Raw genomic sequence first — 14,523 nt, 5'->3', positions numbered from 1 at the left:
GGTGGTCACTAGTGCTGCCCCAGATCGTTGGCGAGGATTTCGGCGGACGGTGTGAGCCGGCGGCGGGTGTCGATGGCGATCACCGACCAGTCCACCCGGTCGTAATCGTCGAACTTTCGCCGGGCCCGCTCACGCGCCTTCTCGGGTGCGCCGTGGTGAACGCCTTGCGGCGCATGGGAAACCAGACCCGGAGGCATCGGGATGCCGTAGAGCGAGCCGGAGTGGAAGAACGCGATCTCGTCATAGTCGACGTTGCGGTGATACCACGGCGTGCGCTCGGTGCCGGGCACGCTCTCGGCCGGCTTGGGCAGGAAGTTCATCACGTATACCCCGGTGGCCTGCATGAACAGATGCACCGTCGGCGGCAGGTGCACGCTCTCGGAGGTGATGACGGTGTAGTCCTCGATATTGAAGGTGAACGGGAAGTTGTCTCCACGCCATCCCTCGACGTCCATCGGATTGTGCTGGTAGAAAAGCGAAGTCGGCCCACCAGCGTGGATCAGCCGCACCTCATATTCGCCGTCGGCCGCCGGCCCCACGCCATCGTCGATCGGTGCCGGTTCGGGGACGGTCACCTGCGCCGGGTCGAACGGGAAGTGCCGGCCCAGGATGCCGGCGGGCGGCACCCGGAAGTCGTCGGTGGCCTGGATCATCAGCCAGGTCGATTCTTCGTCGGGCACCTGCCGGAAGGTGCACGCCTTGGGGATGTACACCCAGTCGCCTTCGCGGTAGCGCAGCGGGCCGAACTCCGTTTCCAGCAGGCCGGCGCCCTTGTGGACGAACACCAGCAGGTCACCGTCGACATAGCGGACGAAGAACGGCATCTCCTCGCTGCGCCGGCTCAGCAGCACCAGGCAGTCGTCATTGGAGTACATCAGTAGCGGCCCGCCGTGAGCATCGGTGGCGTCGCTGGGCTTGAGTTCGGACGACAACACATCGGTGGGCCGCAGGGGACCGACGGTGCGGTAGGCGGTGGGGTCGTGGCGCCGGTACATGTTCGCGGTGCGACCGACGAACCCACCGCGACCGAGTTCGTCGTCTTTGAGGCCGTCCAGGTCGGCGTGCACACGCTTGGGGGTCTTGCCCTTGCGCAGGTGAACGAAGGATTCCATCTCGCTCCTCGATGATCGGGCGATGCAAAACTAAAAGTGACTTTACTTTTTGTTTCGCGAGGAGGCAAGGGCGATCCGGCGCCGGTTCTCCGCGGAGAACCGGACTGTCAGGGGACCGGCACACCTTCCTTGAGGAACTTCAGGCTGGAGATGGTGCCGTCGGGTTGCACGGCCAGCCGGAACTGGGCGGACCGTTGCGGAAGTCACGGCCGCGGCATGAACTCCAGGAACTGCTCTCGCTCAGATGCACTGAGCGGACTGGGTTTATCGCCGGCCATATGAAGGAATCCGAGGCCCGCGGCGAACGTGACACCGGCCCGCATCCTGGCCTGCTCCGGTGTGAAACCGAGGTCCGCGAAGGCCTGACGCACCGCTTTCTGCACCTTGCGATCCGACGCGTCGTCCCCCTTGCGACTGGCCTCGACCCACAGCGTCGCGATCAGACCATCGATGTACGGGGGATCTTCAAGCCCAGGCTCAGTGCCCCGGCCAGCTCGCGGCTGGTGTCGTAGTCGAACACCACGTGCCCGGCCAGCACGTCGACATCCCGCTTGAACCGTTGCAGCGGGTTGGACAGGAAGTGGATGCTCGCCCCGCCCGCGCCCAGCAGCTCGGCGATGACGGCCCGGGATTCGGTGACGATATGCGCCGCGGCCAGGCGGGCCTGTGCGCGGACGGGTTTCTCGACGGCGTCGCCGGTTTCGACGATGGACTCGATCTCACCGACGGTGTCGGCGAGCAGCCCACGCAAGGCGCGTAGCCGGACCTGTGCCCCCGCCAGGTGTGCCTGGGCGATCGGCTTGTCCTTCTGCATCACGCCCTCATACGGCAGCACCCGTTCGGCGAGTCGTTCCGCGTAGATCTCGGTGACCCGTTCGGCGCTGCCCAGTGCGGGCATCGACGCCAGCAGCGCCAGGGCCGGCACCATCGGCCAGCGGTAGGTGGCCGCGTCGTGCAGCCCGGCTCCCGGCGCGGTGCCCGCATAGATGTCGGTCACCTTCACCAGGCGATGCGCCGGCACGAAGGTGTCGGTGATGATCGCGTCGTTGGACCCGGTGGCCCGCATGCCATCGGTGTGCCAGACGTCCTCGACGGTGACCTCATTCATCGGCAGCAGCGCCAGCGCCGGATAGACAGCGTCATCCGGCCCGCAGAGCGCGGCGACGATGATCCAGTTGCCGTGCATCACGCCCGTCGACCAGGACCACCGGCCGGTCAGCCGGATCCCCCCGTCGACGGCCACGCCGCGGCCCGTCGGGGCCAGGGGAGCGGGCGCCAGGAACGGCCTGCTGCCGAAGGCCTCCTCCTGGGCCTGCTCGCCGAACAGCGCCAGCATCCAGTTGTGCAGGGCGAAGAAGCCGATGGTCCACGCGCTCGAGGTGCAGCCATGGGCCAGCCGCCGGACCGGATCGAGCAGGGCGGGAAACGGGGCCTGGGCGCCTCCGTAGCGTGCCGGCACCAGGAGATCGGTGAAACCCGAGGCCAGCAGGTCTTCGACGGTGGCGTCGGGCAGTCGGCGCAAGGCTTCGGCTTCGTCGGCGCGGGCGGCGAGCGCGGTGACGAACTCACCGGTGATCTCGGGCTGCGTGGTCAGCATGGCCAGAACGTACCATACCTTTTGGTATGGACATGTGGGTGACGTCAGGTGGCCAGCATGAGATCCAGAAATCGTTCGCTGCGGGCGGCCTGGCGCGGATGGGGGACCGGCCCCGACAGATGCAGTAGGCCGACCCCCACGGCAAACGTCGCATCGGCCCGCAACTCGGCCTCGTCGGGGGCGAAGCCGGCGTCGAGAAACGCGTTGCGCACAGCCGCCCACACCCGGCGGTCGGCGGCGCGCACACTCTCTGCCACCTCGTCATCGGTGCGGGCCCATTCGCGCATGGCGCGCTCCAAGGTCCAGTGTCCCGGGGTGATGAGCGAGGCCATCATGTGCCGCAGTCGGTCGCGGGGTGGCAACGATCCGATCTCTTCTATCGAGCGGCGATCCCGGTCGCGAAGCTCACCCCAACCCTGGACAAGCGCTGTGCGGTAGCTGGGCATGCCGTCGAAGTGCCAGTAGAAGCTGCCTTTGGTCACCTCGAGGTGGCGGCATAAACGGTCGATTTTCAGGGCTTTTATCCCTTCGGCGGCGAGGATCGTGTACCCGGCCTGCAGCCAGTCATCAACTGATAGACGATTGCTCGAAGAGGTCCGTTCACCCGCCATGAAGCGAAGCCTACGGCGGCACGCCGTGACCCCGGACTTTCTGAACTTGCTGGCACCGTGTTTTACTGCAATCCGCGACAACTGAATTTCTCGGTCCGCTCTGCTGCCCGAACGTCAGGTCGAGCGGACGCGTGATATCGCCGTGCAACGGAGCGCTGCGGTGTCGCTGGACGGTGCCGCCATCGTCCAGAGCCGAGCGTTACCGCGGACAATGTGAGTTGGGATGGATTTATGCAGAACGTTGTAGGCCGGTGGATGCGCCGGATCGGAGCCGCCGCCGCGGCCGCCCTTGTCATTCCGGGCGCGGTCGCCATGACCGGCGAAACCGCACCAGCGGGGGCCTTCTCCCGCCCGGGTTTGCCGGTGGAGTACCTGCAGGTGCCGTCGCCGTCGATGGGCCGGGACATCAAGATCCAGTTCCAGAGCGGTGGCGAGGGTTCGCCCGCGGTCTACCTCCTCGACGGTCTGCGTGCGCAGGATGACTTCAACGGGTGGGACATCAACACCCCGGCCTTCGAGTGGTTCCTCAACAGCGGCCTGTCGGCGATCATGCCGGTCGGTGGACAGTCCAGCTTCTACGCCGACTGGTACTCCCCGGCCCGCAACAAGGGCCCGACGCTGACCTACAAGTGGGAGACCTTCCTCACCCAGGAGCTGCCGCAGTGGCTGCAGGCCAACCGTGGCGTCAAGCCCACCGGTAGCGCCGCCGTCGGTCTGTCGATGGCCGGCTCCGCCTCGCTGACCCTGGCGATCTGGCACCCCGAGCAGTTCGTCTACGCGGGCTCGCTGTCGGGCTTCCTGAACCCCTCCGAGGGCTGGTGGCCGTTCCTCATCAACATCTCCATGGGTGACGCCGGCGGCTTCAAGGCCGACGACATGTGGGGCAAGACCGAGGACCCGAACAGCGGCTGGAAGCGCAACGACCCGATGGTCAACATCGACCGCCTGGTGGCCAACAACACCCGCATCTGGGTGTACTGCGGCAACGGCCAGCCCAATGAGCTCGGCGGCGGCGACCTGCCCGCCACCTTCCTCGAAGGCCTGACCATCAAGACCAACATCACCTTCCGCGACAACTACCTGGCTGCGGGCGGTAAGAACGGTGTCTTCAACTTCCCGGACAACGGCACGCACAACTGGGCGTACTGGGGCCGGGAGCTGCAGGCGATGATCCCCGACATGCAGCGCGTGCTGGGCTGATCTGCGACATAGATCTGCGACATAGAAGAAACCCCCGGGACCTGAAAGGGTCCCGGGGGATTTCTTTTATGCGGTCTCGCGCGCGGAAGCCGCTACCGGCTGGAGGGCAGCGGTGGGCCCGGGGCGCCGCAGGTTCACCCGTGCGACGCGGGCCATGAAGTCGGGCCGGAGCAGTTGCACCGGGGAGTCCATCATGCCCGTGACGCGCAACAGCTGGACCGCGATATCGATATCGGTCTCGGCCGCCCTCATCACCCGGTCGAGGTAAGCGTTGGACAGCCGCATCGACAGCGGGCGCGGGCCGGCCACTTCGGGCAGGGAGAGATCGGAGCCCACCGCGGTCTGCCATGCCACCCGGAGCTGGCGGGCGCTGGCTCGGAAGAAGCGCCGAGACATGTCGCGATCTCCTCGGCGCAGGCACTCCCGCAAGATGGTGGACTCGATGGCGGCCATCGTCATACCTTGCCCGTACACGGGGTTGAAGCTGCAGATCGCATCACCGAATACCAACAGCCCCTGCGGAAAGCGCTTCATCTTGTCGTAGCGCCGCCACCGATTCGAGGGCACGCGGTAGTGCTCGACCTCGCCGAGCGGGGTGGCCGCGCGCACCGCTGCGACGGCGTGCGGCGGCGCGAATCCCACACCGAAGGTGAGCATCTCGGATCGGTTCGCGGGTGCGTCATGGCCGCACATGGATCCGACTGTCATCATCCAGGTGTCGTTCTCATGGCCGACGATCGTCCACGTCCTCGGCCGGCCTGGCGCCGGGAAATAACCGATCATCTGCTCGGGCAGGGTGCCGGCGGGTATCCGCAGCAATTGGCTGGCATAGGCGAGTTTGACGACGAGCTCGTCCGTGGGTGGACGGCTGTATCCGATCTCGCGCAGGAACGTCGGCGTCCGGGAGCCGCGACCGGTCGCGTCGACGACGAGGTCGGCAGCCGTCACCCGGGGATCCTCGCCGCCGTGGCTGACGACTCTCGCGCCGGTGACCCGGGCGGCGTCCGGGGTGCAGGTCAGCCCGACCACATCGTGGCCGTCGAGGATCGTCACCGTGTCGATCGCGCGGACCCGCCGGCGGACATTGCGTTCGAGCAGAGGCCGGCTCGGAAAGTACAGTCGGGCGGCGTCGGGCGATTCGACATCGGTGTGGTGGGCCAGGACGTGGCCGGCAATCGCCACCTGGATCCGCGTCATCTCGGTGGACAGGGTGGCGGCACCGTCGCGGACCAGTTCGTCACCGAACCCGGGGAACAGCTCTTCGAGTATCTGCGCGCCCCGGGCCAGCAGGACGTGCCCGTGCCGGCCCTGGGGGACGCCGCGGCGGGGGATGGGCTCGTCGTTCAGCTCATCGCGTTCGACGATGGTGACGCGGCGATACTGCTCGGACAGCACGCGCGCCGCCAGCAGCCCTCCCATGCTCGCGCCCAACACCACCGCGTGATCACCGAGAACAGCCATTCTTGGAGTGTCGGCGCGCTGGTCGGCGCGACGTAGGGTAATTCGGTACTCGAATCGGCGCACGCCGACGGCGCCCGCACGAAACTCCGTACGGGCGCCGCCAACGTCGTGACGTTACTTCAGCTGGGCTGAGGACAGCCCCAGCAGCCGTCGCGCGACGACCAGCTGCTGAATCTGCTGCGTGCCCTCGAAGATGTCCAGGATCTTCGAGTCCCGCGCCCACTTCTCCAGCAGCGCCTCTTCGGAATAGCCTGCAGTGCCGGCCATTTCGACGGTCTTGAGGGTGATGTCGGTACCTACCCGGGCGGCCTTGGCCTTACCCATCGAGGCTTCCTTGGAGTTCGGGATCTTGTTGTCGGCCTGCCATGCCGAGCGCACCGTCAGCAGGTAGCCGGCTTCCCAGTCGGCCTCCATGCGCAGGAATTCCGCGGCGGCGGCGCTCTGCGCGTGTGCGGGCTTGTCGTAGGAGATCTCGATCCCGGCGTCGGTGAGGATGGTGCGCAGTTCCTCCAGCGCCGCCCGGGCGACGCCGACGGCCATCGCGGCCACGATGGGCCGGGTGTTGTCGAAGGTCTCCATGACCCCGCCGAAGCCCTTGTCCACCTTGACTTCCGGATCGCCGAGGAGGTTCTCCTTCGGGATGCGGGCGTTGTCGAAGCGGATCACGGCGGTGTCGGAGGCCTTGATGCCGAGTTTGTGCTCGAGGCGTTCGACGATCACGCCGGGATGCTCGCGTGGCACCACGAACGACTTGATGGCCGCCCGGCCCAGCGACTTGTCCACGGTCGCCCACACCACGATGTGGGTGGCCCGGGAGCCCGCCGTCACGAAGATCTTCTCGCCGTTGATGACGTACTCGTCGCCGTCGAGAGTGGCCGTCGTCGACACGGCCGCCGAGTCGGAACCGAAGCTCGGCTCGGTGATGGCCATGGCGGCCCACACCTTGCCGAAACGCTCCAGCTGCTCCTTGGTGGCCACGCTGGAGATGGCGGCGTTGCCGAGGCCCTGATAGGGCACCGTCAGCAGCAGGGCGACATCGCCCCAGCTGACCTCCAGCGCATTCAACAGGGCAGACATGTTGGCGCCGTTGACGTTTTTCTCGGAGCCCTCGCCGGCGGTGAACGCGTCGGCGCCGGCCAAGGAGAGGGTCTTGGCCTCCGAGATCCCCTCGAACAGGCTGGCCAGGGTGTCCAGCTCGACCGGGTAGGCGTGCTCGGCCTTGTCGTATTTGCGGGAGATCGGCCGCAACATCTCGGCTGCACCCTGATGGCCCTTCTCGAGGACCGCTTGTAACTTCTTCGGGAGTTCCAGATTGATTGCCATGCAAGCCTCCTGAGCTTGTCTTAGAGAACCACAACGCCTTCGGCGACACCGATTGCCCGCAGATCGCGGTACCAGCGTTCGACCGGGTGTTCTTTGGTGTAGCCGTGGCCACCGAGCAGCTGGACACCGTCCAGGCCGATCTGCATGCCCTTGTCGGCGCCGAACTTGCGAGCCAGCGCGGCCTCACGGGTGAAGGACAGGCCCTGCTCGGCGCGGGCGGCGCCGCGCCAGGTGATCAGCCGCAGGCCGTCGAGTTCGATGGCGATGTTGGCCGCCATGAACGCGACCGACTGGCGGTTGGCGATGGGCTCGCCGAACGCTTGGCGCTCCTTGATGTAGGGGATGACGTAGTCGAGTACGGCGTGTGACGTGCCGACAGCCAGTGCGGCCCAACCCAATCGGGCCAGGGCGATGGCCTCTGAATAGTCGTTGTCGGTGGCCTCGTCCTCGCCGAGCCGGTTGTGCAGTGGGACGGCGACGTTGTCGAGTTCGATCTTGCCCAGGGCGGCGGCGCGGATGCCCATGCTCGGGTCGGCCTTGACGGTCAAACCCTCGGACTTCGATTCGACGATGAACAGCGCCGGCTTGCCGTTGAGCTGGGCGCCGATGATGAAGATCTCGGCGTCGGCGGCGGCGGGCACCAGCGACTTGACGCCCGACAGCCGGTACCCGCTGGGGGTGCGGACCGCGGTCGTCTTCAATGCGGTCGGGTCGAACAGCGCATGCGGTTCGGTGATGGCGACGCAGGCTTGCGGGACGTTCTCGCCGGCGAACTCGGGCAGGTACGTGGCCTGCTGGTCGGCGCTGCCCCAGTGGGTCAGGGCCGAGGCGACGCCACCGGGCGCCAGGATCGGCAGGGCCAAGCCCATATCGCCGTAGGCCAGCGCCTCGGCGACCAGCGCGGTGGTGACGGTGGACCGGTGGGCAGCGATCCCGTCGAAATCCTCGGGGATGTTGATGGCGGTGATGCCGAGTTCGGCTGCCTTGGCGATCAGGTCACCGGGGTAGGTCGCGGCATCGTCGGCGTCGTGCGCGGCGGGCCGCAGGATCTCGGCGGCGAACTCCTCGACGGTTTCGACTATCAGCTTCTGATCCTCGTCGGGCGTGAGGTCGAAGTAGTCGGATCCGCTGGGCTTGAGCCGGGTGGCCGGCTTGCCGAGCCCCTGGATGCGCTTGATCTGGCGCGTCGAGGCGCCGGCGGCGGAGAACGCCGTCTTGACGCCGTAGCGCAGGCCCTTGTTGAGCGGATCGCGCAGGCCGTAGCGGTCCAGGAATTCCTGGCCGACGATGGGGGTGATCAGCGCCAATCCGATATCGGTCGCTGTCCGCTTGTGCTTTTGCAGCCCGATGGCACTCTCGGGTCCGGTGCGCTTGGGGCGGGATTCGATCTGGGTCATGTGCAGCCTCGTCTAGTAGGTGCGGTGTGCCATGACCGTATCTTACTCCCGAGTAAGATCGGCGAAACCTGTTACTAAGTTCACACCAGACGGCGCAGGACCTGGTCGTGCAAAAGGCCGTTGGTGGCCAGCGCGCTGCCGCCGTGCGGGCCGGGCCGCCCGTCCACGCTGGTGAAGGTTCCGCCGGCTTCCCTGATGAGGATGTCCAGCGGCGCGATGTCCCACACCTTCACCTCTGGTTCGCAGGCGATGTCGACCGCGCCCTCGGCGACCAGGCAGTACGACCAGAAATCCCCGTAGGCCCGTACCCGCCACACCTCGTCGGTGAGTGCCACGAACTCCTCACGGCGGTCCTCCCACCCGGTGGTGAGGTCGGAGTAGGACAGGCTGGCCGCGCTCAGGTCGGTCACGCCGGACACCTGAATCCGGCGGGTCGACCCGTTGAACGACGCGTACGCACCCTCGCCGGCGGCGGCCCACCAGCGCCGGCCCAACGCCGGTGCGCTCACCACGCCGACCACCGGCACACCGTCGTCGACCAGAGCGATCAGCGTGCACCACACCGGCACCCCGCGCACGAAATTCTTGGTGCCGTCGATCGGATCGATGATCCAGATGCGGCCCGCTGTCGTCCCGGAAGTCGTTGCGCCGCCGAACTCTTCGCCGAACACCGCGTCCGTGGGCCGCGCCTGCGCCAGTGCCGCGCGCAACGCCTGCTCGGCGCCCCGGTCGGCGTCGGTCACCGGGGTCAGATCCGGCTTTGTCTCGACGCGCAGATCGAGCGCGCCGAAGCGCTCCATGGTGAGCGCATCGGCCTGATCGGCGAGCTGCAGGGCGAGCGTGAGATCGGTACTCATGGCTGCAGTCCTACCATGGGGGTTATGTGGGAATTCGCTCTGCTGTTGCTGTTGGTCGGCACGTTGGCCCTGATCGTCGTGCCGCGGCTGCGCAACCGGCGGGGCACTCCCGGCGCTTGGCAGTCCGGCCAGCTGTTGGTGACCGGTCTGAGCCCCCGCCCGGACGCCACCGGTGAACAGTTCGTCACCATCACCGGCGTGATCAACGGCCCCACCGTGGCCGAACACGTGGTGTATCAGCAGCTCGCGGTCGACGTAGAGAATTGGCCGACCGTGGGCCAGCTGATCCCCGTCGTCTACTCGCCGAAGAACCCCGACAACTGGCGGTTCGCCCCGTCGCAGGTACCCGACCACCCGGGCGAGTTGTCCTAGCCCGCGAGATTGCGGTTATCGCCCGAAAGGTCGAGTGCGGGCCGCAGCAACGGCAATCTCGCGCACGGGCGGGGGATGGCTACGCTGACATTCATGCCCCAGCCGCTGCCCGAAGACCTGCTCGACCTGCTGCGCAAGCCCAGCCCGTGCTTCGTCGCGACCTTGATGCCGGACGGGTCACCGCAGCTCACCGAGACCTGGGTGCACACCGACGGCGAACACGTCGTCATCAACATCGTCGACGGGCACCAGAAGGCGCGGAACATCGCGCGCGACCCGCGCGTGGCGGTGAACATCGCCGACCCCGACGACATCCGCCGGTTCTACGCGGTCCGCGGCCGGGTCAGCGCCGTCACCACCGAGGGTGGCAGGGAGAGCATCGACGAGATCTCCCACAAGTACCTCGGGATCCCGTATCCGAACTTCAGCGGAAATCCGGACGAGACAAGGCTCATCGTCACCATCGAAGCCGACAAGATCACCCCGCCCATGGGTGGGTGATCAGCCGTGCGCGATGCCCAGCATGTCGGCGACGCTGACCAGCTTCACGCGGGGACGGTGCTGGGCCTCGCCGGTGGCGCGCTCGTGGGCGTCGATGCGCTGCCAGTGGTCGTCGGTGACGAGCTTGGGTTGCCGCGACAGCAGCCACTGCACGAGTACCTCGGAATGCTCGGCGGGGAAACCGGGTTCGCCGAGCCCGGCCAGAAGCGTGGCGACGGTATCCGCCGAATCCTTCTTGTTCGAACCGATCACGCCCGAGGGGCCGCGCTTGATCCAGCCCACCACGTACTCGTTGCGTGAACCCTTGACGCGACCGTCGGTGTGCGGGATGGTGCCGGAGCGGTCGTCGAACGGCAGCCCACTCAGCGGCACCCCGCGGTAGCCGACCGCGCGCACCACCAGCTGTACCGGAATCTCCTCGCGCTCCCCGGTGTCCTTGGCGACCACCCGGTTGCCCTCGTTCACCAGCTCGTTGCGCCCCAACACAATCGACTCGACGCGGCCGTCGCCACGGATCTCGATCGGTGAGGTGGCGAACTTGAAGACCACCCTGCGCTTCGCGCCGGCCGGGTCCATCTCCGCGTACTCGCGCAGCACCTTCACGTTCTGCTTGACGGCCTTGCCGGCTGCCTCCAGCTCCTCGTCGGTGATGGCGTCGAAGTCGGCTCGGTCCACCACGATGTCCACCTCGGCCATCTGTTCCAGGTGGCCCAGCTCGCGTAGTTCCAGCGTCGTGAACGGGGCCTGCACGGGTCCGCGCCGACCGACCACGATCACCTCCTGCACGCCGCGGACCCCGAGCGAGTCCAGCGCGTGGTCGGCGATATCGGTCTGCGCCAGGATCTCCGGATCGCTGATCAGGATCCGCGCCACGTCCAGGGCCACATTGCCGTTGCCGATCACCACGGCGCGCTGGGCGTTGAGGTCCGGTGCGATGCCTTGGAAGTGCGGGTGGGCGTTGTACCAGCCGACGAAGTCGACGGCGGCGACACTGCCGGCTAGGTCCTCACCGGGGATGCCCAGGGCCCGGTCGGACTGCGCGCCGACGGCGTAGACCACCGCGTCGTAGCGCTGCGCCAACTCCGCGGCCTGCACATGTTCGCCGACGGTGATGTTGCCGAAGAAGCGGAACCGCGGATCCTCCGATGTCTTCGCGAACTGCGCGCTGATCGACTTGATCTTCGGATGATCGGGTGCCACACCCGAGCGCACCAGGCCCCACGGCGTGGGGAGCATCTCCAACATGTCGACGCGAATCTCCCGATCCTGCGACGCATCGGCGGATTTCAACAGCGATGCGGCGGCGAAGAACCCGGAGGGTCCCGAGCCGACGATCGCCACGTGGTACGGGCGCATGTGCGAGCCTTTTCGTGAGGCTGACCGGCGGCGCGCAAGGGGCTGTCGCGACGTCGCCGCAGCGGTTACCAGGCCGATGCTAGCCGCGCCGCGCCGATCGAGGGCGGACTCTGGATAAGCGGCCGGTACCCTGAACTTTCGTGGATCCAGACCTTCTTGCAGATATCGCCGCACTCGACGGAACGCTCACCACCGTGGAGCGGGTGCTCGATGTCGACGGTCTGCGCGCCCGCATCGCCACGCTCGAGGCCGAGGCCACCGATCCGAACCTGTGGAACGACCAGGCCAACGCGCAGAAGGTGACCAGCAGCCTGTCGCACGCCCAGAGCGAGCTGCGCCGGGTCGAGGAGTTGCGCCAGCGCATCGACGATCTGCCGGTGCTCTACGAAATGGCCGCCGAAGAGGAAGACCAGGACGCCCGTACGGCGGCCCTGGAGGAGGCCGACGCCGAGCGGTCGCAGCTGCGCGAGGACCTGGAGGCACTCGAGGTCCGCACCCTGCTGTCCGGGGAATACGACGAACGTGAAGCCGTCGTGACGATCCGCTCCGGGGCTGGCGGGGTGGACGCCGCGGACTGGGCCGAGATGCTGATGCGGATGTACATCCGCTGGGCCGAGGCACACAAGTATCCCGTCGAGATCTTCGACACGTCCTACGCCGAAGAGGCCGGTATCAAGAGCGCCACCTTCGCCGTGCACGCGCCGTACGCCTACGGCACGCTGTCGGTGGAACAGGGCACGCACCGGCTGGTGCGCATCAGCCCGTTCGACAACCAGGGCCGACGCCAGACCTCGTTCGCCGATGTCGAGGTGTTGCCCGTGGTGGAGACCACCGACCACATCGACATCCCGGAAGGCGATCTGCGGGTGGACGTCTACCGCTCCAGCGGCCCCGGTGGGCAGTCGGTGAACACCACCGACTCCGCGGTGCGCCTCACCCACATCCCGACCGGCATCGTCGTCACCTGCCAGAACGAGAAGTCGCAGCTGCAGAACAAGGTGTCGGCCATGCGGGTGCTGCAGGCCAAGCTGCTGGAACGCAAGCGCTTGGAGGAACGCGCCGAGATGGACGCCCTCAAGGGGGACGGCGGCAGCTCCTGGGGCAACCAGATGCGCTCATACGTGCTACACCCGTATCAAATGGTGAAAGACCTGCGCACCGAGTACGAGGTGGGTAGTCCGTCCGCCGTCCTCGACGGCGATATCGACGGCTTCCTGGAAGCGGGAATCCGTTGGCGCAACCGCAAAGACGATGACGAGAAGTAGCCCTTGAACTGGTCCCAGCAGTGGCACAACTTCTGGCACGGTCAGATCGGTGAATGGATCCTGACCCGCGGCCTGCGGATCGTCATGCTCGTGCTCGCCGCGATGCTGGCCGCCCGGTTCGTCAACTGGATCGCGCAGAAGATCACCCAGCGCATCGATGCGGACTTCCGCGAGAGCGACGCCCTGGTGCGCTCGGAGACCACCAAGCACCGTCAGGCCGTCGCCTCGGTCATCTCCTGGGTGACCATCGCGATGCTCGTCGTCATCGTCTTCGTCGAATTCACCGACATCCTGGCCATCCCCATCGCCTCCCTGGTGGCACCGGCCGCCGTGATCGGTGCCGCGCTCGGTTTCGGCGCCCAGCGGCTGGTGCAGGATCTGCTGTCGGGGTTCTTCATCATCACCGAGAAGCAGTACGGCTTCGGTGACCTGGTCGCGCTGACCGTCTCCGGTATCGCGCTGCCCGCCGAGGGCACGGTGATCGACGTGACGCTGCGGGTGACCAAGCTGCGCTCGTCGGAGGGCGAGATGCTGACCATCCCGAACGGCCAGATCGTCAAGACGGTGAACCTGTCCAAGGACTGGGCCCGCGCGGTGGTGGACATCCCCGTGCCGACCACGGCCGACCTGCACACCGTCAACGAGTTGCTCAACGGGGTGTGCGAGTCCGCCATGAACGATCCGCAGATGCGGGAACTGCTGTTGGACAAGCCGCAGCTCATGGGCGTGGAGAGCATCCAGGTCGACACCGTGAACCTGCGCATGGTGGCCCGCACGCTGCCCGGCAAGCAGTTCGAGGTAGGCCGCCGGCTGCGGCTGCTGGTGATCGCCGCCCTGGCCGGCGCGGGTATCGCCTCACCTGCCGAGTCCGCGGCATTGGCCCCGGTGGTGCCGCAGGAGCCGCACCAGTGAAATTCACGCTGCGCCGCGAAGGCGAGAACCGGCACTGGCCCAACTACCTGTTCTGGGGCCGGGTGCGCACCTCCACCTTCGGGTTGATCGTCGCGTTCTTCTTCACCTGGTGGCTGTACAACACCTATCAGCCACCGCCGCCGGCGCCGGCGGTCCCGGCGCAGCAGGTGGTGCCGCCCGGCTTCGTGCCCGACCCCGAGTACACCTGGGTGCCGCGCACCAACGTCGAGTCGCCGCGCACCACCCGCACCACGACGACCACCACCCCGACTCCGACGACGACCGAGCCGACCACGACCACCGAGTCGACCGACACCACGACCACCACCCCGGGTGTGCCGCCGACCACAACGACGTCCACTCCAGCGGCGCCGACCACGACGGTGATCGACCCGGACGGGCCCGGTCCGATTCCGCCGCTGACCTTGCCCGTCATCCCGGGCCCGGCCCCGGCGGTGACGACGCAGACGACGGTCGATCCGAACGCGGCGCCCGCGACACCGGTGCCGCCCGCACGCAGCGCCAGCTGACACGCGTCACCTTCCGGCTACACTGGCGT

General features: G+C 67.2%; 15 protein-coding genes. 6 read left to right on the top strand and 9 right to left on the bottom strand.

Features of this window, described 5'->3' with window-relative positions; genetic code table 11:
- Positions 1-8: 8 nt before the first annotated feature.
- The 4 genes from H7J86_RS06875 to H7J86_RS06860 form a co-directional block, all read right to left on the bottom strand.
- Positions 9-1,112: a homogentisate 1,2-dioxygenase gene (locus tag H7J86_RS06875; RefSeq protein ID WP_267290088.1), complete on the bottom strand. Its 1,104-nt coding sequence runs from the start codon at positions 1,110-1,112 to the stop codon at positions 9-11.
- A 203-nt stretch (positions 1,113-1,315) separates the two neighbouring features.
- A complete protein-coding gene (locus H7J86_RS06870; protein WP_267290086.1) occupies positions 1,316-1,483 on the bottom strand; it encodes a hypothetical protein in 168 nt (55 codons plus the stop codon).
- Positions 1,484-1,551: 68 nt separating this feature from the next.
- On the bottom strand, positions 1,552-2,709 hold the full coding sequence (locus H7J86_RS06865) for an acyl-CoA dehydrogenase family protein (RefSeq protein WP_267290084.1): 1,158 nt from the start codon (positions 2,707-2,709) through the stop codon (positions 1,552-1,554).
- Positions 2,710-2,753: 44 nt separating this feature from the next.
- Positions 2,754-3,320 carry a TetR/AcrR family transcriptional regulator gene (locus H7J86_RS06860; protein WP_090355401.1) on the bottom strand — a complete coding sequence of 189 codons (567 nt, stop codon included), beginning with the start codon at positions 3,318-3,320 and terminating at the stop codon, positions 2,754-2,756.
- Between the two features lie 231 nt (positions 3,321-3,551).
- Between H7J86_RS06860 and H7J86_RS06855 the strand changes: the two genes are divergently transcribed.
- A complete protein-coding gene (locus H7J86_RS06855; protein ID WP_090355398.1) occupies positions 3,552-4,520 on the top strand; it encodes an esterase family protein in 969 nt (322 codons plus the stop codon).
- A 66-nt stretch (positions 4,521-4,586) separates the two neighbouring features.
- Here the strand turns inward: H7J86_RS06855 and H7J86_RS06850 are convergent, their stop codons facing one another.
- The 4 genes from H7J86_RS06850 to hisN all read right to left on the bottom strand — a co-directional run bounded on the left by H7J86_RS06850 (position 4,587) and on the right by hisN (position 9,558).
- Positions 4,587-5,981, bottom strand: coding sequence for an FAD-dependent oxidoreductase (locus H7J86_RS06850; RefSeq protein WP_267290082.1), 1,395 nt, complete (start codon positions 5,979-5,981; stop codon positions 4,587-4,589).
- 114 nt (positions 5,982-6,095) lie between these two features.
- Entirely contained in the window at positions 6,096-7,304 is a 1,209-nt protein-coding gene (locus H7J86_RS06845; RefSeq protein WP_090355394.1) for an acyl-CoA dehydrogenase family protein, read from the bottom strand.
- Positions 7,305-7,324: 20 nt separating this feature from the next.
- The gene (locus tag H7J86_RS06840; protein ID WP_267290080.1) at positions 7,325-8,701 is read right to left on the bottom strand and encodes an acyl-CoA dehydrogenase family protein; all 1,377 of its coding nucleotides are present in this window, start codon (positions 8,699-8,701) and stop codon (positions 7,325-7,327) included.
- An 80-nt stretch (positions 8,702-8,781) separates the two neighbouring features.
- The gene (hisN, locus tag H7J86_RS06835) at positions 8,782-9,558 is read right to left on the bottom strand and encodes a histidinol-phosphatase (protein WP_267290078.1); all 777 of its coding nucleotides are present in this window, start codon (positions 9,556-9,558) and stop codon (positions 8,782-8,784) included.
- Between the two features lie 24 nt (positions 9,559-9,582).
- Between hisN and H7J86_RS06830 the strand changes: the two genes are divergently transcribed.
- Positions 9,583-9,930: a hypothetical protein gene (locus H7J86_RS06830; protein WP_090355388.1), complete on the top strand. Its 348-nt coding sequence runs from the start codon at positions 9,583-9,585 to the stop codon at positions 9,928-9,930.
- A 93-nt stretch (positions 9,931-10,023) separates the two neighbouring features.
- A complete protein-coding gene (locus H7J86_RS06825; RefSeq protein ID WP_090355387.1) occupies positions 10,024-10,431 on the top strand; it encodes a PPOX class F420-dependent oxidoreductase in 408 nt (135 codons plus the stop codon).
- Here the strand turns inward: H7J86_RS06825 and H7J86_RS06820 are convergent, their stop codons facing one another.
- Positions 10,432-11,787, bottom strand: coding sequence for an FAD-dependent oxidoreductase (locus tag H7J86_RS06820; RefSeq protein WP_267290076.1), 1,356 nt, complete (start codon positions 11,785-11,787; stop codon positions 10,432-10,434).
- 140 nt (positions 11,788-11,927) lie between these two features.
- On the opposite strand from H7J86_RS06820, the gene prfB reads away from it, so the two are divergent.
- The 3 genes from prfB to H7J86_RS06805 are packed head-to-tail and all read left to right on the top strand — an operon-like array spanning position 11,928 to position 14,494.
- Positions 11,928-13,052, top strand: coding sequence for a peptide chain release factor 2 (gene prfB, locus H7J86_RS06815; RefSeq protein ID WP_090355381.1), 1,125 nt, complete (start codon positions 11,928-11,930; stop codon positions 13,050-13,052).
- A 3-nt stretch (positions 13,053-13,055) separates the two neighbouring features.
- Positions 13,056-13,964: a mechanosensitive ion channel family protein gene (locus H7J86_RS06810; RefSeq protein WP_235632763.1), complete on the top strand. Its 909-nt coding sequence runs from the start codon at positions 13,056-13,058 to the stop codon at positions 13,962-13,964.
- The gene (locus H7J86_RS06805) at positions 13,961-14,494 is read left to right on the top strand and encodes an Rv3103c family proline-rich protein (protein WP_267290074.1); all 534 of its coding nucleotides are present in this window, start codon (positions 13,961-13,963) and stop codon (positions 14,492-14,494) included. The genes H7J86_RS06810 and H7J86_RS06805 overlap by 4 nt, the downstream gene beginning before the upstream one ends.
- Positions 14,495-14,523: the final 29 nt, after the last annotated feature.

The sequence above is a fragment of the Mycobacterium hackensackense genome (assembly GCF_025822555.1).
In the GTDB taxonomy this organism is placed as follows: Bacteria; Actinomycetota; Actinomycetes; order Mycobacteriales; family Mycobacteriaceae; genus Mycobacterium; species Mycobacterium fluoranthenivorans.
Note: the sequence above shows the minus strand (reverse complement) of the source record. Positions and strands in the feature narration are given on the sequence as shown.